The sequence below is a fragment of the Gordonia sp. LMA167 genome (genome assembly GCF_058130025.1).
On record NZ_CM176708.1, the window covers coordinates 918325 to 942170 of the forward strand.

General features: G+C 66.7%; 23 protein-coding genes. 13 read left to right on the forward strand and 10 right to left on the reverse strand.

Features of this window, described 5'->3' with window-relative positions:
* Window positions 1–77: 77 nt before the first annotated feature.
* The gene (gene leuS, locus ACVT6V_RS04135; protein ID WP_489898544.1) at window positions 78–3002 is read left to right on the forward strand and encodes a leucine--tRNA ligase; all 2925 of its coding nucleotides are present in this window, start codon (window positions 78–80) and stop codon (window positions 3000–3002) included.
* Window positions 3003–3159: 157 nt separating this feature from the next.
* On the opposite strand, the gene ACVT6V_RS04140 is transcribed toward leuS, so the two are convergent.
* Window positions 3160–3492 (reverse strand): TfoX/Sxy family protein, encoded by a 333-nt coding sequence (locus tag ACVT6V_RS04140; protein ID WP_489898545.1) that lies wholly within the window; start codon window positions 3490–3492, stop codon window positions 3160–3162.
* A 62-nt stretch (window positions 3493–3554) separates the two neighbouring features.
* Between ACVT6V_RS04140 and ACVT6V_RS04145 the strand changes: the two genes are divergently transcribed.
* On the forward strand, window positions 3555–4742 hold the full coding sequence (locus tag ACVT6V_RS04145) for an acyl-CoA dehydrogenase family protein (RefSeq protein ID WP_489898546.1): 1188 nt from the start codon (window positions 3555–3557) through the stop codon (window positions 4740–4742).
* A 1-nt stretch (window position 4743) separates the two neighbouring features.
* Here the strand turns inward: ACVT6V_RS04145 and ACVT6V_RS04150 are convergent, their stop codons facing one another.
* Together ACVT6V_RS04150 and ACVT6V_RS04155 are read right to left on the reverse strand one after the other, a co-directional pair.
* Window positions 4744–5310: a dihydrofolate reductase family protein gene (locus ACVT6V_RS04150; RefSeq protein ID WP_489898547.1), complete on the reverse strand. Its 567-nt coding sequence runs from the start codon at window positions 5308–5310 to the stop codon at window positions 4744–4746.
* A 41-nt stretch (window positions 5311–5351) separates the two neighbouring features.
* Window positions 5352–5822, reverse strand: coding sequence for a winged helix-turn-helix transcriptional regulator (locus ACVT6V_RS04155; RefSeq protein ID WP_489898548.1), 471 nt, complete (start codon window positions 5820–5822; stop codon window positions 5352–5354).
* Window positions 5823–5918: 96 nt separating this feature from the next.
* Between ACVT6V_RS04155 and ACVT6V_RS04160 the strand changes: the two genes are divergently transcribed.
* Together ACVT6V_RS04160 and ACVT6V_RS04165 are read left to right on the forward strand one after the other, a co-directional pair.
* The gene (locus tag ACVT6V_RS04160; protein ID WP_489898550.1) at window positions 5919–7094 is read left to right on the forward strand and encodes a thiolase family protein; all 1176 of its coding nucleotides are present in this window, start codon (window positions 5919–5921) and stop codon (window positions 7092–7094) included.
* Window positions 7095–7146: 52 nt separating this feature from the next.
* Window positions 7147–7536, forward strand: a complete 390-nt coding sequence (locus ACVT6V_RS04165; RefSeq protein WP_489900701.1) for a nuclear transport factor 2 family protein — start codon at window positions 7147–7149, stop codon at window positions 7534–7536.
* 4 nt (window positions 7537–7540) lie between these two features.
* Here the strand turns inward: ACVT6V_RS04165 and ACVT6V_RS04170 are convergent, their stop codons facing one another.
* Window positions 7541–8221, reverse strand: a complete 681-nt coding sequence (locus ACVT6V_RS04170; protein WP_489898551.1) for an SDR family oxidoreductase — start codon at window positions 8219–8221, stop codon at window positions 7541–7543.
* A 74-nt stretch (window positions 8222–8295) separates the two neighbouring features.
* On the opposite strand from ACVT6V_RS04170, the gene ggh reads away from it, so the two are divergent.
* The gene (gene ggh, locus ACVT6V_RS04175) at window positions 8296–9639 is read left to right on the forward strand and encodes a glucosylglycerate hydrolase (RefSeq protein ID WP_489898553.1); all 1344 of its coding nucleotides are present in this window, start codon (window positions 8296–8298) and stop codon (window positions 9637–9639) included.
* A 76-nt stretch (window positions 9640–9715) separates the two neighbouring features.
* On the opposite strand, the gene ACVT6V_RS04180 is transcribed toward ggh, so the two are convergent.
* A complete protein-coding gene (locus ACVT6V_RS04180; RefSeq protein ID WP_489898554.1) occupies window positions 9716–10711 on the reverse strand; it encodes an AraC family transcriptional regulator in 996 nt (331 codons plus the stop codon).
* Window positions 10712–10902: 191 nt separating this feature from the next.
* Between ACVT6V_RS04180 and ACVT6V_RS04185 the strand changes: the two genes are divergently transcribed.
* From ACVT6V_RS04185 to ACVT6V_RS04210, 6 genes are read left to right on the forward strand one after another with little or no spacing between them, the layout of a single operon-like run.
* The gene (locus ACVT6V_RS04185; protein ID WP_489898555.1) at window positions 10903–11877 is read left to right on the forward strand and encodes a quinone oxidoreductase family protein; all 975 of its coding nucleotides are present in this window, start codon (window positions 10903–10905) and stop codon (window positions 11875–11877) included.
* Window positions 11878–11916: 39 nt separating this feature from the next.
* Window positions 11917–12801, forward strand: a complete 885-nt coding sequence (locus tag ACVT6V_RS04190; protein ID WP_489898556.1) for a TauD/TfdA dioxygenase family protein — start codon at window positions 11917–11919, stop codon at window positions 12799–12801.
* Between the two features lie 58 nt (window positions 12802–12859).
* On the forward strand, window positions 12860–13912 hold the full coding sequence (locus tag ACVT6V_RS04195) for a beta-keto acid cleavage family enzyme (protein WP_489898557.1): 1053 nt from the start codon (window positions 12860–12862) through the stop codon (window positions 13910–13912).
* Between the two features lie 36 nt (window positions 13913–13948).
* Window positions 13949–15271, forward strand: a complete 1323-nt coding sequence (locus tag ACVT6V_RS04200) for an MFS transporter (RefSeq protein ID WP_489898558.1) — start codon at window positions 13949–13951, stop codon at window positions 15269–15271.
* Window positions 15268–15852 (forward strand): RBBP9/YdeN family alpha/beta hydrolase, encoded by a 585-nt coding sequence (locus ACVT6V_RS04205; RefSeq protein ID WP_489898559.1) that lies wholly within the window; start codon window positions 15268–15270, stop codon window positions 15850–15852. Before ACVT6V_RS04200 ends, ACVT6V_RS04205 begins: the two co-directional genes overlap by 4 nt.
* Before the next feature lies 1 nt (window position 15853).
* On the forward strand, window positions 15854–16201 hold the full coding sequence (locus ACVT6V_RS04210; RefSeq protein WP_489898560.1) for a carboxymuconolactone decarboxylase family protein: 348 nt from the start codon (window positions 15854–15856) through the stop codon (window positions 16199–16201).
* Between the two features lie 27 nt (window positions 16202–16228).
* Here ACVT6V_RS04210 and ACVT6V_RS04215 read toward each other — a convergent pair whose 3' ends face one another.
* From ACVT6V_RS04215 to ACVT6V_RS04230, 4 genes are all read right to left on the reverse strand, one after another.
* A complete protein-coding gene (locus tag ACVT6V_RS04215; protein ID WP_489898561.1) occupies window positions 16229–16957 on the reverse strand; it encodes a hypothetical protein in 729 nt (242 codons plus the stop codon).
* Window positions 16902–17813, reverse strand: a complete 912-nt coding sequence (locus ACVT6V_RS04220) for a DUF222 domain-containing protein (RefSeq protein WP_489898562.1) — start codon at window positions 17811–17813, stop codon at window positions 16902–16904. Before ACVT6V_RS04220 ends, ACVT6V_RS04215 begins: the two co-directional genes overlap by 56 nt.
* A 181-nt stretch (window positions 17814–17994) precedes the next feature.
* Window positions 17995–19278, reverse strand: coding sequence for an MFS transporter (locus ACVT6V_RS04225; RefSeq protein WP_489898563.1), 1284 nt, complete (start codon window positions 19276–19278; stop codon window positions 17995–17997).
* Between the two features lie 13 nt (window positions 19279–19291).
* On the reverse strand, window positions 19292–19765 hold the full coding sequence (locus tag ACVT6V_RS04230; RefSeq protein WP_489898564.1) for a MarR family winged helix-turn-helix transcriptional regulator: 474 nt from the start codon (window positions 19763–19765) through the stop codon (window positions 19292–19294).
* Window positions 19766–19822: 57 nt separating this feature from the next.
* On the opposite strand from ACVT6V_RS04230, the gene ACVT6V_RS04235 reads away from it, so the two are divergent.
* Window positions 19823–20047 carry a PLDc N-terminal domain-containing protein gene (locus ACVT6V_RS04235; protein WP_489898565.1) on the forward strand — a complete coding sequence of 75 codons (225 nt, stop codon included), beginning with the start codon at window positions 19823–19825 and terminating at the stop codon, window positions 20045–20047.
* A 141-nt stretch (window positions 20048–20188) separates the two neighbouring features.
* On the opposite strand, the gene ACVT6V_RS04240 is transcribed toward ACVT6V_RS04235, so the two are convergent.
* The gene (locus tag ACVT6V_RS04240) at window positions 20189–22279 is read right to left on the reverse strand and encodes a PhoX family protein (RefSeq protein WP_489898566.1); all 2091 of its coding nucleotides are present in this window, start codon (window positions 22277–22279) and stop codon (window positions 20189–20191) included.
* A gap of 188 nt (window positions 22280–22467) precedes the next feature.
* On the opposite strand from ACVT6V_RS04240, the gene ACVT6V_RS04245 reads away from it, so the two are divergent.
* Window positions 22468–23844 (forward strand): NAD-dependent succinate-semialdehyde dehydrogenase, encoded by a 1377-nt coding sequence (locus tag ACVT6V_RS04245; RefSeq protein ID WP_489898567.1) that lies wholly within the window; start codon window positions 22468–22470, stop codon window positions 23842–23844.
* The last annotated feature ends 2 nt before the right edge of the window (window positions 23845–23846 follow it).

The window sequence follows — 23846 nt, forward strand, 5'->3', positions numbered from 1 at the left end:
CAGAATTCACCGGTCGGCGCTCACTCGTGGCGACCACCCGTTGGCTCGTGGTTCACGCCACGATTTACGCTGGTCGGGTGACTTCAGCTGATTCTGCCCGTACCGCGACGGCCCCCGGCGCGGTCGGCGTGCCCGGCCACCGCTACACCGCCGAGCTCGCCGGTGAGATCGAAGCCCGGTGGCAGCGCAACTGGGCAGACCAGCACGCCTACGAGGCGCCCAACCCGGTCGGACCGCTGGCCGGCGACCTCTCTGCATTCGGCGGGGCAGGCGCCGACGCCGACGACAAGCTCTTCATCCAGGACATGTTCCCGTACCCGTCGGGCGCGGGACTGCATGTCGGACATCCCCTCGGCTTCATCGCCAGTGACGTCTTCGCCCGCTACCAGCGGATGACCGGCAAGAACGTTCTGCACACCATGGGCTTCGACTCCTTCGGTCTGCCCGCCGAGCAGTACGCGGTCCAGACCGGTACGCACCCGCGCACCACCACCGAGGCGAACATCGAGCGCTACCTCGGCCAGATCCGACGGCTCGGGCTGGGACACGACGAGCGGCGACGGGTCGCGACCACCGATGTCGAGTTCTATCGGTGGACGCAGTGGATCTTCCTGCAGATCTTCAATGCCTGGTACGACGCCGATCAGGGCAAGGCGCGTCCCATCGCCGAGCTGATCGGCGAGTTCGACTCGGGCACGCGGACGCTCGACGGCGACGAGAAATTCGCCGGGCGCGACTGGTCGTCGCTGACCAGAACAGAACGCAACGCGGTGATCGACTCCCACCGGCTGGTGTATCAGAGCGACTCGCTGGTCAACTGGTGCCCGGGGCTGGGCACCGTGCTCGCCAACGAAGAGGTCACCACGGACGGCCGCAGCGATCGCGGCAACTTCCCGGTGTACCGCAAGCATCTGCGGCAGTGGATGATGCGCATCACCGCCTACTCCGACCGTCTGCTGGACGACCTGGATCTGTTGGACTGGCCGGACAAGGTCAAGACGATGCAGCGCAACTGGATCGGACGCTCGCGCGGCGCGCAGGTGGCCTTCCCGGTGCCGGGAGCGGGCCGAACAGACACGGCCGCGGGCGGACACGCCATCGAGGTCTTCACCACCCGACCCGACACCCTGTTCGGCGCCACCTACATGGTGTTGGCTCCCGAGCACGAGCTGGTCGACTCGCTCACGGCCGAGGCCTGGCCGGACGGTACCGACGATCGGTGGACCGGCGGCGCCGGGAGTCCGGCCGAGGCGATCAAGGTGTATCGCGCACAGATCGCGGCGAAGTCGGATCTGGAGCGGCAGGAGAACAAGGAGAAGACCGGTGTCTTCACCGGTTCCTTCGCCACCAATCCGGTGAACGGCGAGCAGATCCCGGTGTTCATCGCGGACTACGTGCTGATGGGCTACGGCACCGGCGCGATCATGGCGGTGCCCGCCCACGACCTGCGCGACTACGAGTTCGCGACCGTGTTCGGGCTGCCCATCCGCGAGGTGATCGGTTCCGAGCAGGGCATCGAGACCGAGGCCTACATCGGCGACGGTCCCGCGGTGAACTCCGGCTTCCTCGACGGTCTGGCGGTCGAGGAGGCCAAGGCCGCCATGATCGAGTGGCTCGAGGCCCAGGGAGCGGGCACCGGCACCATCCAGTACAAGCTGCGCGACTGGCTGTTCGCGCGTCAGCGATATTGGGGCGAACCGTTCCCGATCGTGTACGACGCCGACGGTGAGGCCCACGCTCTGCCGGAATCGATGTTGCCGGTGGAACTTCCGGAGGTCGACGATTACGCGCCGGTCTCCTTCGACCCGGAGGACGCGGACAGCGAGCCGTCGCCGCCGTTGGCGAAGGCCACCGACTGGATGACCGTCGAACTGGACCTGGGCGACGGGTTGCAGACCTACACCCGGGACGCCAACGTGATGCCGCAGTGGGCGGGCAGCTCGTGGTATCAGCTGCGCTACATCGACCCCACCAACTCGGACACGTTCTGCGCCAAGGAGAACGAGGCCTACTGGATGGGTCCGCGGCCGAAGCTGCACGGTCCGGACGATCCGGGTGGCCTCGACCTGTACATCGGCGGCGTCGAGCATGCGGTGCTGCACCTGCTGTACTCGCGCTTCTGGCACAAGGTGCTCTTCGACCTCGGCTATGTGACCAGCCGCGAGCCGTACCGAAAGCTGTTCAACCAGGGCATGATCCAGGCCTACGCGTATACCGACTCGCGGGGTGTCTATGTGCCGGCCGAGGGTGTCGAGGAGCGCGACGGCGGGTATTTCTACGACGGCGAGCCGGTCACCCAGGAATACGGGAAGATGGGCAAGTCGCTCAAGAACTCGGTGACGCCCGACGACATCTGCCGCGACTACGGGGCCGACACCCTGCGTGTCTACGAGATGTTCATGGGTCCGCTGGATCAGTCGCGCCCGTGGGCGACCAAGGACGTCGTCGGCTCCCAGCGGTTCCTGCAGCGGATCTGGCGCCTGGTGGTCGACGAGGAGACCGGGGCGTCCCGCTGCACCGACGCCGAGCTCGACGACGACACGAACCGCCTGTTGCACAAGACGATCGCCGGTGTCCGCGAGGACTATGCCGAGCTGCGCAACAACACCGCGGTGGCGAAGCTGACGGTGCTGACCAATCACCTGACCAAGAACTTCGAACGCTCGGGCGCACCCCGCGCGGCCGTGGAGCCGCTGGTCGTGATGCTGGCCCCGCTGGCGCCGCACATCGCCGAGGAATTGTGGCACCGGCTCGGCAAGCAGTCACTGCTGGCGCGCGGTCCGTTCCCGGAAGCCGACGCGAAGTGGCTCGTCGAGGACACCATCGAGATCCCGATCCAGGTGAAGGGCAAGGTGCGCAGCCGGATCGTCGTCGCCGCGGATGCCGACGAGGCGACCGTGCGCGCCGTCGCTCTGGCCGACGAGAAGATCGTGCCCCTGCTCGACGGTGAACCCCGCAAGGTGATCGTGGTGCCCGGGCGGATGGTCAACGTCGTCCCGTAGCGATCGGGACCGGGTCTCGGTACGCAGGCTCGCCCCGGGGGCTCGCTCGCTACTCGACGAGCGGGGGTGAATCCTGCCGAGCGTCCAGTGGTGGGTGACTCCCGCCTGGACTCGCTGATCTAGGTTCCGAGCTCCGGGCGAGGGGCCGTGTCGAGATCTACTTCGGCGGCAGCTTCCGGGCGTAGTCGGAGCCGATGGTGACCCATCGCTGCAGCTGGCGTTCGGTGCGGATGCCGTCGTCGGAGACGCGCAACCAGCCGCGGGCCTCGCGGCCCGACATGACCATGGGCGCGGTGTGGTCGAACTCGAGGAGCACCTCGGTCTGATCGGGCGGGACTCGCACCATGAGGCCGCCCTGCCCGCTGGCCGCGATGGCCATGTTGCCGTTGATGAGGAAGGCCAGACCCCCGAACATGGACTTCTCGTCCACACCGCACTCGGCTGCCAGCATGCCGCGAATCCGGTAGGCGAGATCGTCGTCGTAGGTCACCGGTTCAGGGTATGTCCTCAACGGGGGTTGGAAAAGAACTTACCGCTGAGTAAGGTAGGGTCATGGCGATCAACCTGGAGCTGCCGAAGAAGTTCGATTCGACCCTCGAGCGAACCCACCTGGCGGCCGAGCACATCTTCCGGCCGATCTCGCGCAAGTACGACAAGGCCGAGCACGAATACCCGGTGGAGCTCGACGAGCTGGGCAAGCTGGCCAAGAAGTCGCGTGACCAGGAACGATCCTCCGATACCGACGAGCCCGCCTCCGACGTCGTCAACGGTCCCAACATGCGCTCGCTCATCTCCGCGAGCGAGATGAGCTGGGGCGACGTCGGCCTCCTGCTCTCGATCCCCGGTCAGGGCCTGGGCAACGCCGCCATCTCCGCTGTCGCCAACGACGAACAGCTCGAGAAGTTCTCCGGTGTGTGGGCGGCGATGGCGATCACCGAACCCAGCTTCGGCTCCGACTCGGCAGCGGTGTCGACGACGGCTACCCGGGACGGCGACGACTACCTGATCAACGGCGAGAAGATCTTTGTCACCGCCGGCTCGCGGGCCGACCACGTCGTGGTGTGGGCCACCGTCGACCGTAGCGCCGGGCGGGCGGCGATCAAGAGCTTCGTGGTGCCGATGACCACCGAGGGTGTGACCGTCGCGCGGCTCGAGCACAAGCTCGGCATCAAGGCGTCGGACACCGCGGTCATCCGTTTCGAGAACGCCCGCGTGCCCGCCGACAACCTCCTCGGCTCGCCCGAGGTGGACACCCGCAAGGCGTTCGCCGGGGTCATGCAGACCTTCGACAACACGCGCCCGTTCGTCGCGGCCATGGCCATCGGACTCGGGCGGGCCGCGCTCGAGGAACTGCGGCGCATGCTCGAAGAAGCCGGACACACGATCGACTACGACAGGCCCGCCGCCGCCCAGCACGCGACGGTCTGCGAGTTCATCCGTCTCGAATCCGACTGGGAGGCATCGTGGTTGCACACGGTGCGGGCGGCATGGATGGCCGACAACAAAGAGCCGAACTCCAGCGAGGCGTCCATGTCGAAGGCCAAGGCCGGTCGCATGGTCACCGACGTCACCAACAAGGCCGTCGAAGTCGGTGCCACCGCAGGCTTCTCGGAGACCATGCTGCTGGAGAAGTGGGCGCGTGATGCCAAGATCCTCGACATCTTCGAGGGCACTCAGCAGATCCAGCAGCTCATCATCGCGCGTCGGGTGCTGGGGAAGTCGAGTGCGGATCTGAAGTAGATCAGTCCCGCTTCACCTCATAGCGCAGCAGGACGATGCCGCCCGGAAAGGTGCGATTCTCCACCAGTGACATGGAGATCCACGACGGCAGCGTCGGGAAGAACCGAAGGCCACCGCCCACGGCGGTGGGTGAGACCACCATCCGGAACTCGTCCACCAACCCGGCCTGCACGATCGGCGCGGCCAGCGTCGCGCCGGCCACCTCCATCTGGCCGTCCGTCTCGGCTTTCAGCTTCGTCACCACCTCGACCGGGTCGCCGCGTTCGAGGCGGGAGTTCCAGTCAACGGACTCCAGGGTCTGCGAGAACACGACCTTGGGCATGTCTCGCCAGACCTGTGCGAAGTCGACGATGATCGGACCCGCGTCCGGGTCCTGGTCGGCGGTCGGCCAATACTCCGACATCAGTTCGTAGAGTCGTCGCCCGTACAACGACAAGGCGGTGTTTCGCTCGAAATCGTTCCAGTACTGATGCAGTTCGTCGCTCGGTTCGGACCAGTCGAAGTTGCCCTGCGCGTCGGCGATGTACCCGTCCACCGACACGTTGAAGCCATAGATGAGTTTGCCCATGTAGGTCAGACTGCACCCGCGGGCAGAACTCATCGCGACTTTCAGCGGAACCGCCGCGCCACCCGCACATCGACGTCGTCGACCTCGGCTCCCGACGTTGTCCGCACATCGACGGTCACCGACTCCCCGGTGGCGTTGTCGCTCAACCGCAACGGCGCGCCGTCGGGCTGTAGATACCGGTTGCCCCACTGCATCAGGCCGACGACCACGGGCATGAGATCGCGACCCATCTGGGTCAGCCGGTATTCATACCGAACCCGCTGGCCGGGCTCCTGGTAGGGCACCTTCTCGAATACGCCGGCCTCGGTCAGCTCTTTCAGTCGCGCCGATGCCACGGCGTCGGTGATGCCGACCCGTCGGGCGAACTGGTCGAACCGGGTCGCCCCGTAGAACGCCTCGCGCAGGATCAGGATCGCCGACCGCGTGCCGATGATGTCGAAGGCCTTCGCGATCGAGCATCCGGTTGCCTGCCAGGAGTCCCGGTCGGCCAACGCACCCGTCAACGTCATCATGTGAACCATCCTACATCTGACTTGACAGGACCATAGTCAGCGGCGTATCACGTGACTATGGCCGACAAAAGTCAGCCCTGACTTGGAGGTAGTTCCATGACGAATGCAGTCATCGTCGACGCGGTCCGCACGCCGATCGGAAAGGGTAAGGCCAGCGGCGCGCTGCATGACGTCCACGCCGTAGACCTGCTGGCGCACAGCCTGTCCGCCTTGGTCGACCGCACCGGAATCGATCCGGGGCTCATCGACGACGTCGTCACCGGTGTGGTCAGTCAGGTCGGGGAGCAGAGCTTCAACATCGCCCGCAGAGCGCTACTCGCGGCCGGGTATCCCGAGTCGGTCCCCGGCGTGTCTGTCGACCGCCAGTGCGGTAGCGGGCAGCAGGCCATCGCGTTTGCTGCGCAAGGCGTCCTCTCCGGGGCCTATGACGTGGTGGTGGCCGCCGGCGTGGAGTCGATGTCGCGCATACCCATGGGGTCGGCCGTCGCGGGTACCAGCGATCTCAACGGTGTCGCATTCGACGAACGCTATCCGGAGGGTCTTGTCGGACAGGGCATCTCCGCCGAGCTGATCGCGGCCAAGTGGGGCATCTCGCGCGCGGAGATCGACGAGTTCTCCCTGCGGTCGCATGACCGCGCGGCCGTCGCGACGAAGAACGGTCTGTTCGAGAACGAGATCGCGCCGATCGCGGGACTGACTGCCGATGAGGGCATCCGTGTGGGCAGCACCCTCGAGGACCTCGCCCGGCTGCGCCCCGCGTACTACGACGAGGCGATGGCGGCACGCTTCCCGCAGATCGGCTGGAACATCACCGCAGCCAACGCCAGCCAGATCAGCGACGGATCCGCCGCTCTGCTCATCATGTCGGAGGACAAGGCGCGTGAACTGGGTCTGCAGCCGCGGGCGCGGGTCCATTCGTTCGCGGTTGCGGGCGACGACCCGCTGCTGATGCTGACCGCGATCATCCCTGCCACACGCAAGATCCTCACCCGCAGCGGACTCGATCTCGGCGACATCGGGCTGTTCGAGGTAAATGAGGCGTTCGCGCCCGTGGTGCTGGCGTGGGCCAAGGAACTGGGCGTCGACCTCGACCGCGTCAACGTCAACGGCGGCGCCATCGCGCTCGGCCACCCGCTCGGTGCCAGCGGCGCGCGGCTGGCGACGACCGCGGTCAACGCGCTCGAGCAGCGGGATGAGCGGTTCGCCCTGCAGACGATGTGCGAAGCCGGCGGTCTGGCCAACGCCACCATCTACGAGCGGGTCGATGCCTGACGGTGCTACCGTCTCGAAATAGAACACGTTCTACTTCGACGAAAGGCGCATGATGACGGTGGAGCAGGGAACCCTCAGCGAGAAGATCAACGCGACGGTCGACGCATATGTCGATCTCCTGAACTCGGGCACGGCCGAGCAGATCGCCGATCTGTACGCACCGGACGCGACCGTCGAGGACCCGATCGGCGCAGACCTGCGCACCACCCGTGAGCAGCTGATCGAGTTCTACTCGGTCATCACCGGGATGGACGAGCGTACGGCGACGCTCAAGTGGCGCAAGATCGCGGGCGATACCGCGGTCTTCGAGTTCACCCTGGTCACCGGGACGTCGGGGATGAAGTTCGAGATCACCCCGATCGACATCATGGTGTTCAACGCCGACGGCAAGGTGTCGTCGATGCGTGCGGTGTGGGAGCAGTCGGACTTGAAGCAGCTGTAGCGCGTCACCCGCGCCCCGTCGGCCGCAGCACGATCTCCTCGGGATGTGCGTCGGCCGACGTGGTGATGGCGTGCACCACGGCCGCGGCCACCGTCGACGTCTTCAGGAACTTGGACGGGTCGTACTCGTTGCCCTCGATCGCGACGAGGTCGCGCTGCATGTCGGTGTCGATGCGGCCGGGGAACACCGACGTCACACGTAGCGTGGGTTCTTCGGCACGCAGTGCGTCGGCAAGGGCGCGCAGGCCGAACTTGCTCGCCGCATACGGTGCCCAGCGCGGATTCGCACGGCGGCCGGCGCCGGAGTTGATGAACACCACGTGCCCGTGCGCCTCGCGCAGTGCGGGGAGCAACAGTCGTGTCAGTTCGGCCGCCGCCACCAGATTGACCTCGAGGACCTGATGCCATTCCTCGACCGGGGTGTCGGCGATGGTCTCGAGGCTGCTCCCGACGCCGGCGTTGTGTACCAGGACGTCGAGCGAGGAGATGGCCTCGACCGCCGCCTCCACCTCCTCATAGTCGGTGAGCTCGACTCCGAATGTGCTGGCACCGTCGAGCTCGGTGGCCAGTGCGTCCAGTTCGGCCGACGGGCGACCGCCGAGCAGCAGGTCATGGGTTCCGGCGAGTTGGCGGGCGATCTCCGCGCCGAGGCCGCGGCTGGCCCCGGTTATCAAAGCAGTCGACACACCGCCAGGCTACAAGGGCGTCATCCTCGCACACTCGGTGCGCGACGACGTCGTCAGCAGGGCAGAATCGACGCGTGGCACGGTATGGATTCACCCCGACGCAGTTGTCAGCCCGAGCGGCGTACCTGCTGCGCGGCAATGACCTGGGCACGATGACCAGCGCCGCACCCAAGCTGTACCCCCACATGTGGAGCTGGGACGCCGCGTTCGTGACCGTCGGGCTGGCGCCGCTGTCGGTGGAGCGGGCGGTCATCGAGATGGATACGCTGCTGTCGGCGCAGTGGGCGAACGGCATGATCCCGCACATCGTGTTCGCCAACGGTCGCGACGGCTACTTCCCGGGTCCGGCGCGATGGGAATGTGCGCGGCTGGCCAATTGCGCCCCGGATGCCCCGGACACCTCCGGCATCACCCAGCCCCCGGTGCATGCGATCGCGGTCCAGCGCATCCTCGACCATTCCCGCCGTCACGGGCGCACGACGCGCGCGGTCGCCAACGAGTTCATCGACCGGCGCTGGGCGTCGCTGGTGCGGTGGCATCGATGGCTCGCCCACGCCCGTGATCCGCACGGCAACGGCCGCGTCACCATCTTCCACGGCTGGGAATCCGGAATGGACAACTCGCCGCGCTGGGACCGCCCGTACGCGAACGTGGTGCCCGGCGCCGATCTGCCGTCCTACGTCCGCGCCGACCTCGATCACGTGGGCGGCGATCTGTCGATGCGGCCGTCGAACCTCGAATACGACCGGTACCTGTGGCTCGTCGAACAGATGAAGCGGGCCAACTACGACGACGATCTGTTGCCGAAGGTGATGGACTTCGCGGTCGAGGACGTCTTCGTCAGCGCGATCTTCGCCGTCGCGTGCGATGTGCTCGCCACCATCGGCGAGGACTACTCGAAGCCTCGTTCCGATGTGCGTGACCTCCGTGCGTGGGCGGATCGTTTCCGCGCCGGCGTGGTGGCCTCGGCAAACGAACGCAACGGTGCCGCACGGGATTACGACCTACGGACGGATTCCTGGATCAATACCGAGACCATCGCGGTCTTCGCGCCGCTGATCTGCGGTGGGCTCTCCCGGGAACGTGAACGCGCGCTGCTGCGGCTGTTCGACGGCCCACGCTTCTGCGGTCATCCCGACCTGCGCTACGCGGTTCCACCGTCGACGTCGCCGATCTCCATGGACTTCCGTCCGCGCGAGTACTGGCGCGGGCCGGTGTGGCCGGTGATGACCTGGCTGTTCAGCTGGGCGTTCGCGCGCCGCGGCTGGACCGAACGGTCCGCGCGGCTGCGTGAGGAAGGGCTGCGGCAGGCCACCGACGGTGCCTTCGCGGAGTACTACGAACCGTTCACCGGCGAACCGCTGGGCAGCATGCAGCAGAGCTGGACCGCGGCATCGGTGCTGGACTGGCTGGACTGACTCGGGCTGGACTGACTCAGGCTGGACTGACTCAGGCTGGACTGACTCAGGCGGGACTGACTCAGGTTGGCCTGACTCAGGCGGCCCGGCGCCACTCGCTCGGGCTCTGTCCGAATCGCTGCCGGAACCACCGGGAGAAGTTGCCGGGGGAGGAGAACCCGAGGAGGTCGGCGATCTCGGTCAGCGAATGGCGATCGCTGCCGACCATGTGACGGGCCAACCCGACCCGGGTCGAGTCGAGGACCGACGAGAACGTCTCGCCCTCGGCACGCAGCCGCCGGTGGACGGTGCGGCGATCCACGCCGAGACTTCGGGCGACCTGATCGACCGAGCAGCGTCCCGTCGGTAGCAGTAGTTCGATGAGTTCACGCACCCGATACGCGGTGTCGGGCTCGGGGGAGGCTGCGAAGTCGTCGAGGAGTTCCTGCGTGTAACGGTGCAGCTCCGGATCCGCCATCGCGTTGGGGATATCGAGATCCTTTGTGTACAAGGTGATCCCGTTGAAGTCCTGATCGAACCGGACAGTGGTGCCGAAGAACTGATCGTGCGCGCGGGGATCGTCGGGCGCAGTGTGGGTGAACGCGACGCCCAGCGGACGCCACTGCGGGGAGATGAATCCCTGCAGCAGCCCGAACAGGACGGCGACGGCGAGCTCCACCGATTGCCGGACGTCACCGCTACCGCCGACATCGACGGTGGTGGCGAGTGTGGCGACACCGCCCACTTCGCTCAGGCGCGTTCGCAGCGCCTCGTTGTACATGTGCTGATGCCTGATCAACACCCGCAGCGCACTCCGTACATCGGGCTCCTCGCGGATGACGAGGCTCAACGGACCCAGGTTGCCGAGGCGGCGATACCGGGCCAGCGCGAGACCGAAGTCGGCACGGCCCGAGGCGGCGGCGGATCGTTCGAGTAGTTCGGCGATCGCCTCGGCGGGCACCCACCGATCTTGCAACGCCAGACTCGCGGGATCGAGTCCGACGTCCCGCACGAGCTGTGCCGGATCGAGACCCAACGAGTGCCCGAGTTCCACGTAGTTGTTCAGTGCGGCGTAGCGGGCGAGGGGTTTCACAACCGCCAGTGTATGTCCCGAAATGCACAGCGGGGTGTCCCTTGAGGAAAAGCAATGGCGGTCGAACTCTCGTAATGTTGTCTCCATCACAGTGAGCGGTCGGACGAAATGGCCGCCACAAGATGGGCCCCGATCAAGGCGTTCCAACCAGACGCGTTCGAACGATGAGGGCCGAGAGGAGAAGAGAAAACATGGCGAAGGCCGTACGCTTCCACGAGGTCGGCGGACCCGACGTATTGCGCTGGGAGACAGTCGAGGTCGGAACACCGGGCCCCGGTGAGGTCCGCATCGCCCACGAGGCGGTGGGCCTGAACTTCGCCGATACCTACTTCCGTACCGGGCTGTACCCGGCGCCGCTGCCGGCCGGAATGGGTGTGGAGGCTGCCGGCGTGGTGCAGGAGGTCGGTTCGGGAGTCACGTCGGTGTCCGCCGGCGATCGGGTCACCTACACCGGAAGCCCCCTCGGGGCCTACAGCACCGAACGGGTCATGCCGGCCGAGCATCTGATCCCGTTGCCCGACGACGTCGCTTTCGACACCGCCGCGGCGATGACCATGCGCGGACTGACCACCGGGTACCTGCTGCGCCGCATCTGGCCGCTGGCCGCCGGTGACACGGTGCTGCTGCACGCCGCTGCCGGCGGAGTAGGACTGATCTTCACCCAGTGGGCGAAACTGTTGGGGCTGAGGGTGATCGGGACCGTCTCCAGCGAGGAGAAAGCTGCCGTTGCCCGCGAGCACGGGTGCGACGAGACCATCATCTACACCCGCGAGGACGTCGCCGGCCGGGTCCGGGAGCTGACCGACGGTGCCGGTGTCCCGGTCGTGTTCGACAGTATCGGCGCCACCACCTTCGAGTCATCCCTCAAATCGGTTGCGCGACGCGGACTCCTCGTCTGCTTCGGCACCGCATCGGGCCCGATCCCGCCGATCGACGCGATGCAGCTGGCCGTCAACGGCTCGGTGTTCGTCACCCGGCCGGCGCTCGCCGACTACATCGCCGATCCGGCCGAGCGGGCCGCACTCGCCGGCGAACTGTTCTCCCATGTCGGCGCCGGACGAATCACCATCGACATCAACCAGCGCTACGACCTCGCCGACGCCGTGACCGCACATCGCGATCTGGAAGCCGGCCGCAGTGTCGGGTCGTCGGTCTTCACCCTCTGATACTCACCAGCCAATTCGCCTGAACCGAAAGGACGAATCATGACAACCGCACTCCGTGAGTCGGTCGAGACCCCGTTTCGGGTCCAACCGCTCACCTGCTCCCTCGGGGCGGAGGTGTTCGACATCGACCTCGGCGAGGTCTCCCGCGACGACACTCAGTTCGACCGGCTCCGCTCGCTGCTGCTCGAACACAAGGTGCTCTTCTTCCGCGACCAGGACATCACCCGCGCCGAGCATGTCGCACTCGCCGAGCGGTTCGGGCCGCTCGAGGATCATCCGGTCCTGGGCAGCGACCCCGACCATCCCGGTCTGGTTCGCATCTACAAGGACCTCGACAGTCCGCCAGAGCATTTCGAGAACGCCTTCCACTGCGACGCCACCTGGCGGGAGAACCCGCCGTTCGGATCGGTGTTGCGCTGTGTCGAGGCGCCGCCGGTCGGTGGCGACACGATCTGGGTCAACATGGTGGAGGCCTACCGCCGGTTGCCGGCGGCGGTGAAGCACCAGATCGCCGGGTTGCGTGCACGGCACAGCATCGAGGCCAGCTTCGGCGCCCGGATGCCGATCGAGCAGCGACACGCGCTGCACAGCCGATTCCCGGACGCCGAACAACCGGTCGTCCGTACGCATCCGGAGACCGGCGACCCGATTCTGTTCGTCAACTCGTTCACGACGCATCTGGTCAACTACCACACCTCCGACCACGTTCGCTTCGGCATCGACTACGCCCCCGGGGCGGGAAATCTGTTGCAGTACCTGATGAGTCAGGCAACGATCCCGGAATACCAGGTGCGCTGGCGCTGGACCGAGAACAGCATCGCCATCTGGGACAACCGCTGCACCCAGCATTACGCCGTCCAGGACTACTGGCCGGCCGTCCGCAAGATGGAACGCGCCGGGATCGTCGGCGACCGACCGTTCTGACACGTCCTCCCCAAACCCCCAAACAACCACCTCCATAACCTGATCCAAGGAGAAACCAATGCATTTCCACGACGACGCCCTCTTCCCCGAAACCCAGGAGAAGCTGGTCATCACCGCAGCGCCCTACGGCCCGGAATGGGAGCTCGACGACTTCCGTGAGGATCTGCCGCTGACCATGGATGAGCACGTCCAGAAGGCGGTCGACTGCTACGAGGCCGGCGCCACCGTGCTGCACATCCACGTGCGTGAGCTCGACGGCAAGGGCAGCAAGCGGATGTCGAAGTTCAACGAGTTGCTGGCCGGACTGCGCGAAGCGGTGCCGGACATGATCCTGCAGGTCGGCGGATCGATCTCGTTCGCCCCCGAAGGTGATGGCGCGGATGCCAAGTGGCTCTCCGACGACACCCGCCACATGCTGGCCGAGCTCGACCCGGCGCCCGACCAGGTCACCATCGCCATCAACACCAGCCAGATGAACATCATGGAACTGATGACCGACGACGACATCGCCGGCACCTCGCTGCAGCGGCCGGAACTGTCGGCCACCTACCGCGAGATGACGGTGCCGGCCGGACCGGAATGGGTCGAGGAGCACCTGCGCCGCCTGCAGGCCGCGGGCATCCAGCCGCACTTCCAGCTGTCCAGCATCCCGCAGCTGGAAACCGTCGAACGCCTCATCCGCCGTGGCGTCTACACCGGTCCGCTGAATCTCACCTGGGTCGGCATCGGAGGCGGCTTCGACGGCCCGAATCCGTACAACATCATGAACTTCATCCAGCGGGTCCCCGACGGTGCCTGCCTGACGCTGGAGACGCTGATGCGGTCGGTGCTCCCGGTCAACACCATGGCCATGGCGATGGGCCTGCACACCCGGTGCGGTAACGAGGACACCATCTGGGGCCGCGTCGGCCAGAAGTTCACCTCGGTCGAGCAGATCCAGCAGCTGGTCCGCATCGCCGGTGAACTCGGACGCGAGGTGGCCACCGGCAAGGAGGCCCGCGAGATCTACCGCATCGGCGACACCTACCGCGACGCCGACGAGACGTTGGCCAAGCTCGGCTACGCCCCCAACCGCCGCCCCGGCCAGGTCGGCTTCACCCAGCACGGCTGACCCGGCCTCTCTCCCAGCCCACCCCAGGAGCACCCCATGACCACCCCCGCCACCGTCACCGACCAGGTCGACGACGCCACCCCGGCGCCGGCCTCGTCCCGATCCCGGAAGTACCCGTGGATCGTCTTCGCGCTCACGTTCGGACTGTTGCTGTCGGACTACATGTCCCGGCAGGTGCTCAGCGCCGTCTTCCCGTTTCTCAAAGAGACATGGTCCCTCGCGGATTCCCAACTCGCATCGCTGACCAGCATCGTCGCCCTCATGGTGGGTCTGTTGACCTTGCCGTTGTCGCTGCTGGCCGACCGATGGGGTCGGGTCCGGAGCCTGGTGGTGATGGCAGCGTTGTGGTCGGTGGCCACGGTGCTCTGTGCGGTCGCCGCCAACTACGAGCAGATGCTGGGTGCACGGTTCCTCGTCGGGGTCGGTGAGGCCGCGTACGGCAGTGTCGGTATCGCGGTGGTGCTCAGCGTGTTCGCGCCGCGTGTGCACGCCACGCTCAGCGGTTCGTTCATGGCCGGCGGCTCGTTCGGCTCCGTGCTCGGCGTCGCGCTCGGCGGAGTGATCGCCGTTCACCTGGGCTGGCGCTGGTCGTTCATGGCGATGGCCATCCTGGGACTGATCCTGGTGGCGCTCTTCCGTGCACTGGTCACCGAAGACAAACTGGCTCGCCATGCCGCCGACGACCCGGTGGCCGGGACGTCCGCGGCACCGCCCAAAGGCTTCCGTGCACCTGTGTCCAGCCTGTTCACCAATCCCGCCGTGCTGTGCGCCTACATCGGCGGCGGTCTGCAGATGTTCACGGCCGCAATCCTGCTGGCCTGGATGCCGAGCTTCTTCAATCGGTACTACGGTCTCGCGCCGGACAAGGCCGGAGTCGCGGCCGCGGCGGTGATCCTGCTGATCGGCAGCGGCATGATCGTCTGCGGCATCGTGACCGACCGGATCGGCCGCGATGACATCACCCGCAAATGGTTCGCCGCCATCGGCTTCTGCACCATCTCACTGATCTGTCTCACCGTCGGTTTCGGTATGGCCAGCGGTACAGCGCAACTCGTGTTCGTCGGCATCGGAGCGTTCTTCTCCGCCGGATCGTCGGGGCCAACCGCGGCGATGGTCGCCAACCTGACCCACTCTTCGGTGCGGGCCTCGGCCATGGGCACGCTGACCGTCGCGAACAATCTGCTCGGACTCGCGCTGGGCCCGTTCATCGTCGGCGTCCTCGCCGATCGCCTCGGATTGATCGGGGCGCTGCAAGTGGCTCCGTTCGTCTACGTCATCGCGATCGCCGCGCTCGTCCTCGGACGACGACTGCATCCGCTGGGCCTGCGGAAGCTCGCAGCAATCGGCGGTGCCGCGTGAACGCGAAGCAGCCGACCGTGGTCATCGTGCCGGGACTGCGTGACCATGTCGCCGATCACTGGCAGACGCACCTCGCCGCCGAGCTCGACGACGTGCTGACCGTACCGCCGCTGGAGCGTGACAAGCTCAGCCGCGCCGCACGTGTGACTGCGCTCGACGACGTCCTCCAGCAGGTCGATGGGCCGGTGTTGCTCGTGGCACACAGCGCCGGCGTGCTGACCACCGTCCATTGGGCCCAACGACCCAGCCGACGCATCCAGGGGGCACTGCTCGTGACCCCGGCTGACCTGGAACTCCCACTGCCCGAGGGCTATCCGACACTCGCCGACATCGAACTCGGTGGATGGCCACCGATCCCGCGTCGGCGGCTACCGTTCCCGAGCATCGTGGCCGCGAGCCGCAACGACGCACTCGGCGGATACCGGCGGGTCACCGGCATGGCCGAGACCTGGGGGAGCAGGCTGGTCGACCTCGGGGAGGTGGGCCACCTCAACCCAGCAGCCGGCTACGGTCGCTGGCCACGTGCGGTGGAGTTGGTACAGGAATTGATCGAGCACAGCACGGCCGAAGTTCCTGCGTGACATGGCGGAGCCGGGCATCGTCGAGCAAATGAAGGCCGACGGCACGTGGAACGAGCTGTGGACAGGATTGGACGAACTCGATCCCGCGTGGACCGAGAACTACATGACGTCGGTGATGGAGCCCTACGAGAGCGGGGTGCTGTCGCCCCGGGAGGTTCAGTTGCTCTGCATCGCCGTCGACGCCGCGTGCACCCACCTGTACGCGCCGGGCCTGCGTCGCCACATCCGAGCCGCACTCGATCTCGGCGTCACCCGGCGGGAGGTCCTGGAGGTGCTGAAGTTGGCGACCACGGTCGGCATCCATTCGCTCAACGTCGGACTGCCGATCCTTCTCGACGAGAGCGAGTAGGCAGCGGGAGGCCGACGATCAGTAGTCCTACTGATCGTCGGCCTCCCGTCGTCTGCGGTTGCGTATCCGTTCTTGTCGTCTGCGGTTGTGTTTGGCTGCCAGTCGGGTGATCGGTCGGGTGGGTGGGGTTGGTGGTGGGGTCGGGTGGTCCGCCGATGCCGCGGGTGCGCCGGGTGGGTTGGGTGTGGCGAATCCGATGCGGAGTAGGCCGGGGAACAACGGTTCCATGGTGTGGGGGTCGCCCTCGATGATCAGGCCTTCGGGGGTGGTGAACTCGGTGCGTAGCCGGCCACACCGGTCGCGGTACTGGTCATCGATCCAGGTGCCGAACGTTTTGATGAGGTGGAAGAACCTGTCTTTGATGTTCAGATTCTCCGGCCTGGTTTGCCCGCCGGCGGCGGGGTGGGTGTGGTCGTATTCGGCGACATGCTCCACATCAGCCCCCGGGGCGAAGGAGGGGGTGTCGTTGCCGGGGACCACGCTGTAGCCATCCCGGATCCGGATGTAGGTGTCCAGCGCGGTTGAGGGCCGGTACGGGTTCGACGGTAGATGTGCGGGCAGGGTGTAGGTGCCGTCCGGATTCTGCGGGGTGCCCGTGGGCACCAGATGTTTGACGATCGCGTCCGGGCGGGCCGCCAACTCGCGGACGTGCTCATCGGAGATGACTCCGTGCCCGGCCATCCACCCGGCATGCGCGGCGTCACCGGTGAGGGTGGATTCGTCGCAGACGACGTGGATGACGATCGTGGCGTCCACCGGCGGCACCATAGCCCGGCTCGGGGATCTGCGCGGCACAGTCCTCACGCCCACACCGGCATTCGAACCGGGTTCCGGACAGCAACGCGAACATCGCATCCGAGGCGCGTTGCTGTGTGGTGCGCGGATCGTGCGCACAGGCGGCCGCGGCGAGCGCGGTGACGGCGGCGGCGGCGATGCGCACATTCTCCGCCGCCATCGAGGCGGTGATGGTTGCCATGCCGTCGGGTTGGGGGGTGGTCCACATACGCCGCTGGGCCAGGGCGCGGCGGCGGTGTTCGCGGACCGCGTCGGGGTCGTGGCGGAACACGATCCGATCGACCATGTCGCGCAGCCGTTCGGCCGACCAGGCGCCGCGGTGCAGGTCGAGTTCGGCGGCGATCTCGGCATCCACGTCGGGCATGGCGTCATGGCCGGTGAGGAGGTCGGTGCGGGCGATGATCGAGGCCACCCGCGCCGGCGAGATCTGGCCCTGGCGCAGCCGGTCGGCCACCTGGGGGAGCCGATCACGCAGGGCCAGTGCCTCACGCACCAGCTGTTCGGCTGTCGTCTGGGAGATGCTCAACGCCAACGCGATCCGGGCGGCGCAGTCGGCGAACCCGTCGACCACCAACAGATCCTCGGGGCGCGGCTGTTCACCGACCACACGCTGGTGTAGTTCGGCGGCCAGCTGATAGTTGTGCCAGGCCAGATACGCCACACCCCGCTGGGTGGCGGCCATCGACCCCAACAGGTCGTTGGTGTCGGCGGCGGCGATGTCCTCGGCGTGCAGACGGCCGGTGAAGATCGGCGCGAGGTCGGGCCAGGGGGAGGCCTCACCCCACCACGACGACAACGCCCAATCCGAACCCGACACCGCACAACACCTTTCAGAGAGATGGACACGGCGAAACCACACGTCCCACATATCTCTGAAAAGTGACCGACCCCCTACAGGGCCGATCCGGCATCACATCACTGCTTCGATTTCGCTGGTTGCCAATCTACGACACCGGTCCGACAAGAATGATCGACGCAGCTCAGGAGGGTCGGAGGGTTCAGTACTCCTCGGCCCCGATCAGCGCGGCCTGCTCGTCGACCTCATGGCTGTCGGCGGCTTGGCTGCGGACGAAGCTGACGGCCGCGACAGCGACCACACAGTAGGCGGCGGCGAACCAGAACGGCGCGGCGACCGAGCCGAACCAGTCGGCGAGGTGGGCGACGAGCACCGCGGACACGGCCGCACCGCCCCAGCGCAGGAAACTGTAGCCGGCGCTCGACACGGAGCGTGGGGTCGAGGCGTCGCCCGACGACATCGCGACGCCGGTGAAGAGTGTGTTGAGCACACCGGACGGCAAGCCGGACAGGATCACGGCCAGCCCGATCAACCAGACGTGGCCGGCGAGAACGCCGATCGCGGCCAGCGACATCACGACCGCATAGACCGCGATCGCCGACATCACGCCGCCCTTCTGGCCGATCCGGTCGGCGAGTCGAGGTGCGATGAACACCCCGGCGAGTGCGGTCAACAGACCCCAGCCGAAGAAGACGAGGCCGGCGTAGATCGGCCGCAGACCCATGGCGATCGGCGCCCAGGCGATGACGGTGAACAGGGCTCCCGTGTAAAACGCCGAACCGATGGAGGTGATCAGCAGGGTGCGGTTACGTAAAGCCTTGAGCGGGTCGACGATCCGTACGGGGACGCGGTTGGTCCGTGGTCCATCCGACGGGAGCATCACGGCACACAGGATGGCGCCGATGAGCATGAGGATCGCCGTGCCTGCGAACGGTGCACGCCAACTCCATTCGCCCAGTACGGCTCCCAGCAGCGGGCCGACGGCGAGGCCGACGCCCAGGGCCGCCTCGTAGAGCATGATGGCGCCGTGCTGGCTGCCCTTGGCCGCCGACACGATGAAGGCGAGAGCGGTCGCGATGAACAACGCGTTGCCCAGGCCCCACAGCACCCGGTAGATGATGAGCTGATCGATGCCGCTCGCGAAGGCCGAGACACAAGCGGCGATCACGATGAACGTCAGACCGACGCTCAGAGTCCGCTTGGGCCCGAATCGATAAGCGGCCCAACCGGTCAGCAGCATGGCCACGCACTGGACGCCGACATAGACACCGAACAGCAGGGTCAGCTTCTCCGGCGGCGCATTGAGCGCTTCAGCGATGGAGTTGAGGATCGGGTCGACGAGACCGATTCCCATGAAGGCGATGACAGCGGCGAACGCGGTCACCCAGACCGTGCGCGGTTGCTGACGAAAGGTCTCCATCAGGGATGGCTCGTGGTGTTCGGCCGGTGGTGTCGGTGACACCCCACGGTTGTCGATGACTGTCATGTGTTCCTCTGGATCATTCGGTCGATGTCGTCGCTCCGGCGTGTGCCGGGAGGGCATCGAGTTGTTCGCGGAGTGCTGCCAGCGCGGGGGCGGCGGCGGCCAGCGCCGCGCGGTCGGCGTCGCTGAGCTCGGCGAGGGCAGCGGTCAGGATGCTGTCGCGACGTCCGCGCACCTGGTCGAGAACAGCGCGGCCATGGTCGGTCAGATCGACGATGACGGCGCGGCGGTCGGCGGGGTCGGGACGACGTTCGACGAGTCCGTTGCGGGTGAGACCGTCGATCAGCGCGGTGGCGGTCGGCATGCGGATCGACTCGCGTTCGGCGAGTGCTCCCATGCGCATCGGTCCGTCGTCGAGCAGAACGGACAGCGCGGACGCCTGCGCGGCGGAATACTCCTGGATGGGAGTGCGACGTCGCAGGGACAGGTAGAGCCTGGTCACTGTCGGTCGCAGTGCGACCGCCAACGCGGAGACCTCGGAATCAGACACATTCGCAAGCCTAATACTTAGGCTCTCGAAATAAAAGCGACGACTACTGTGAAGTGCATGACAGGTCCGAAGAAGCGGTTCTCCGAGCTCCCGCCCCGTTCGCGCGCGTTGATCATCGTCGGCGCAATCGTGCAGTTCGCCTTGCAGGGCGCGGCCCTGCGCGATCTCAAGCGTCGCCCGGCAGCGCAGGTCAAGGGCCCGAAACCGCTGTGGGTGGGCCTGAGCTTCGTGAACTACTTCGGGCCGATCGCTTACTTCGTCATCGGGCGCAAGGGCGACTGAGCCAAGTCTGACCGAGGGTTGCCCTTCGTGACGCATCCTCGCAGGCTCGGAGGCTCCTCAGGGATCGGGTGGTGACGCATCCTCGCAGGCTCGGAGGCTCCTCAGGGATCGGGTGGTGACGCACGGTGGTTCAGGCTCCGGTCACACCCCGATCGGGGTGCCGCCGTCGCGCCACACCGCCACCACTGCGGGACGTGGCTGCGTGGTGCCGCCGTCCGGCCAATGCGACCCCGGGTTGTCTGCGGAATGGTCGTCGAGTTCGCCGGGATGCTGCACGCAGACCATCACGCGATCCTGATCGACGATCGGGCCGCAGGTCTCCGCGCCGATCGGCACGGTCAGGAACTGCTTGGTCATGCCACGCTGCTCACCGTCGAGAGCCACCGCGAAGAGGCCGTCGTTCGTGTCGAGCGCATTGCCGTCGGTGGAGATCCACAGGTTGCCGTGCGGATCGAAAGCGACGTTGTCGGGGCAGGAGATCGGGCTGACCTTCGTCTTGTCGAACCCACCGAAATACGTGTCCGCCTCGGCCGGGTCGCCGCACACCAGCAGTAGGTCCCAGGTGAAGTCGGTGCCGGCGTGGTTGTCGGTGATCTCGATGATCTGGCCGTTCTTGTTCTCGTTGCGAGGGTTGGCCGAGTCGGCGGCGGCCTCGCCGTCGGTGCCGCGCTTGGAGTTGTTGGTCAGTGCGCAATAGACCTTGCCGGTCCGGGGGTGCGGTTCGATGTCCTCGGGGCGGTCCATCTTGGTGGCACCGGCCTTGTCGGCAGCCATCCGGGTGAAGACGGCCACCTCGGTGGGGCTCATGCCGGCGACATGCGAACGTGCCGAACCGTCGGCGTTGACGGTCAGCAACGGATGCCACGTGCCACTGCCCGCGAAGGAGCCGCTGGGTGGGAGGCTCCCGCTGCCGTCGATGGCGGCCGGGTCGTTGCCGGTGAACGACGCCACGTACAACGTTCCCTCGTCGAGGATGCCGAGGTTGTGCGACCGTGCCGCCGCAGACAGGCCGGTCTTCATCTTCCGGCCGGAGACGAACTTGTAGATGTACTCGAACCTCTCGTCGTCGCCGCTGTAGGCGACCACCGTGCCTTCCTCGGGCCCGGAGCCCACGACGTGGATCGTCGCCGATTCGTGCTTGAGACGGCCCAGCGCGCTGTGCTTCACCGGCGTCGAGGCGGGGTCGTGGGGATCGACCTCGACGACGTAGCCGAAGCGGTTGGCCTCATTGGGTTCCTGGGCGAGATCGAACCGGCTGTCGAAACGACCCCACTGGTGGTAGTCGGCGTCGTCGGTGAAGGAGTAGCGGTCGAGGCGCTCCTTGGTGGTGGCATCGGTCACCGCGGAGACGTTGCTGAAATAGTTGTTGAAGTTCTCCTCGCCCGAGAGCATGGTGCCCCACGGAGTGAGTCCGCCCGAGCAGTTGGCGATGGTGCCGAGGACCGTCGTACCGGTGGGATCCGCGGCTGTCCGCGTGTACTCGCTGCCGGCGGCCGGGCCGGTCAGTCGGATCGGCGTCGTCGCCGTGATACGCCGATTACGTTGTCCGACAACCGGAGTCAATGCTCCGCCGCCTGGCGTGGCGGCGACCTCGACCACCGTGACGCCGTGCGCGGCCATCGAGGTGCGGGCCTGCTGTTCGGTGGGTTCGCCCGTGTAGCCGGGGAACATGAATTCCTCGGTCGTGTATTCCTGGTTGCAGACGAGGTAGTGGTGTCCCGAGACGCCGTCGACGGGGATCAGGCCGGCGAAGTCGTTGTTGTAGCCGAACTGCATCGCCTGGGCCTCGGGCGTCTGGTTCGCGACGTCGAACGCGGGCGCGCCGGGGAGCACCGGGTCGCCCCAGGCGATGACGACCTGCTGTCGGTACCCGTCGGGAATAATCAGGGCATCCTTGGTGTTCGGTTGCACCGGTGTGAAATTCATTCCCGGGGGTGCGGACGTGTCTGCCGGCGACGACGAGGTCGGCGAGGTGTCCGACGAGTCGCCTGCACCACATGCGGCGAGCACGGATGTGGCGCCGACAGCGACGGCCGCACCGGCCGACGATCGCAGCACTGCTCGACGAGATGCGCTGGCGCGCAGCATGTTCCGAAAGTATGGATTGTCGCTGGTGTTGCCCGGCTCATGCCAGCACGCCTCGCCGCACTTGTAGCGACAGGTGGCCCGCGCACGCGCGGAGCGGCCGACCTGTTCCCCTGATGATGCGAACAACTGCAACGGAATACGCACGATAGAGCCTTCCCGGGCGCTTTCTGTAGGCTGGACGAGACTGCCCGAACGTTAGGTATGCGAGTGAAACGCACGGGCAGGTGCGCATGAACCTGAAGCAAACAGGGCGTGGCGGGAGACCGCCGCACCCCGGGTTCAACCAAGCGCAATCAGGAAACACCGACCGTCAACGGAAAGGACGGTGTTCTGTGAGTACATATATGACGGCCAATCCCACCACCGGCACGACCGAGCGCGAATTCGCGGGCCTGCCCGACAACGAGGTCCACGCCGTCGCGGAACGTTCGCTCGCCGCGTACGCCGACTGGAGTCAGACCCCGGTTGCCGACCGGGCCGCCGCGCTCACGCGCACAGCCGAGCTGTACGAGAAGCGCGCCGACGAACTCGCCGCGACGATCACGACCGAGATGGGCAAACCTGCCGCACAGGCGGCCGGCGAGGTGCAACTCGCCGCCGACATCTACCGGTGGTACGCCGAGCATGGACCAGAACTGCTCGACGATGAGCAACTCGATCCGCAGGGAGCACAGGAATCGCTGGTACAGCGACGTCCCGTCGGCCCGCTCGTCGGCGTGATGCCATGGAACTACCCCTACTATCAGGTCGCGCGGTTCGTGGCGCCGAACCTGTTGCTGGGCAACACCATCATTCTGAAGCACGCGTCCATCTGCGCCGCCTCCTCCCAGCTGATGGCCGACGTCCTGCACGACGCCGGCGTACCCGAGGACGCCTACGTCAACGTCTACGCATCGAGTGACCAGATCGCCGAGCTACTGGGCGATCCGGCTGTTCGCGGTGTCTCGCTGACGGGCAGCGAGGCGGCCGGAGCTGCGGTGGCGAAGGTTGCCGCGGAGCACCTCAAGAAGTCCGTGCTGGAGCTGGGCGGGTCGGATCCGTTCGTGGTCCTCGACACGGAGGACATGTCGCGGACGGCGAAAATAGCTGCGGCGGCGCGTCTTTCGAATGCCGGACAGGCGTGCAACTCACCCAAGCGCTTCATCGTGCTCGACGAGTTCTACGACGACTTCGTCGAGGCGCTCGTCGCCCGGTTCGAGTCCGCGACCGTGGGCGATCCGTCGGATCCGGACTCCGACATGGGGCCGCTCTCGTCGATCTCCGCCCGTGACACCATCGCCGACCAGGTCAGCAACGCCGTCGAGCAAGGGGCGACCCTGCGGACCGGCGGACGGCCGGTCGAGGGTGACGGTGCGTTCTTCCAGCCGACCGTGCTCACCGACATCACGCCCGACATGGATGCCTACGCCGAGGAGATCTTCGGTCCGGTCGGCATGGTCTACCGGGTGTCGTCGGTCGACGAGGCGGTGGCGTTGGCCAACGACGTCGGGTTCGGACTGAGCGGATCGGTGTGGAGCACGGATCTCGATAAGGCCAAGCAGGTGGCCGACCGCCTCGACGTCGGGATGGCCTTTGTGAACGAGCACGGGACCACGTTGCCCGGCCTTCCGTTCGGCGGGGTCAAGCGCTCCGGCTACGGACGTGAGCTGGGCCGTTGGGGCCTGGGCGAGTTCGTCAACACACGGCTGCGCCGCACCTCGCGGCGGTAGCC

Coding starts and splice junctions, on each gene's coding strand:
- ACVT6V_RS04160 (WP_489898550.1), top strand. CDS start 5,919: ATGACGAATGCAGTCATCGTCGACGCGGTCCGCACGCCGATCGGAAAG.
- ACVT6V_RS04200 (WP_489898558.1), top strand. CDS start 13,949: ATGACCACCCCCGCCACCGTCACCGACCAGGTCGACGACGCCACCCCG.
- ACVT6V_RS04165 (WP_489900701.1), top strand. CDS start 7,147: ATGACGGTGGAGCAGGGAACCCTCAGCGAGAAGATCAACGCGACGGTC.
- ACVT6V_RS04235 (WP_489898565.1), top strand. CDS start 19,823: ATGACAGGTCCGAAGAAGCGGTTCTCCGAGCTCCCGCCCCGTTCGCGC.
- ACVT6V_RS04145 (WP_489898546.1), top strand. CDS start 3,555: ATGGCGATCAACCTGGAGCTGCCGAAGAAGTTCGATTCGACCCTCGAG.
- ACVT6V_RS04195 (WP_489898557.1), top strand. CDS start 12,860: ATGCATTTCCACGACGACGCCCTCTTCCCCGAAACCCAGGAGAAGCTG.
- ACVT6V_RS04185 (WP_489898555.1), top strand. CDS start 10,903: ATGGCGAAGGCCGTACGCTTCCACGAGGTCGGCGGACCCGACGTATTG.
- ACVT6V_RS04210 (WP_489898560.1), top strand. CDS start 15,854: ATGGCGGAGCCGGGCATCGTCGAGCAAATGAAGGCCGACGGCACGTGG.
- ACVT6V_RS04190 (WP_489898556.1), top strand. CDS start 11,917: ATGACAACCGCACTCCGTGAGTCGGTCGAGACCCCGTTTCGGGTCCAA.
- ACVT6V_RS04150 (WP_489898547.1), bottom strand. CDS start 5,310: ATGGGCAAACTCATCTATGGCTTCAACGTGTCGGTGGACGGGTACATC.
- ACVT6V_RS04225 (WP_489898563.1), bottom strand. CDS start 19,278: ATGACAGTCATCGACAACCGTGGGGTGTCACCGACACCACCGGCCGAA.
- ACVT6V_RS04155 (WP_489898548.1), bottom strand. CDS start 5,822: ATGATGACGTTGACGGGTGCGTTGGCCGACCGGGACTCCTGGCAGGCA.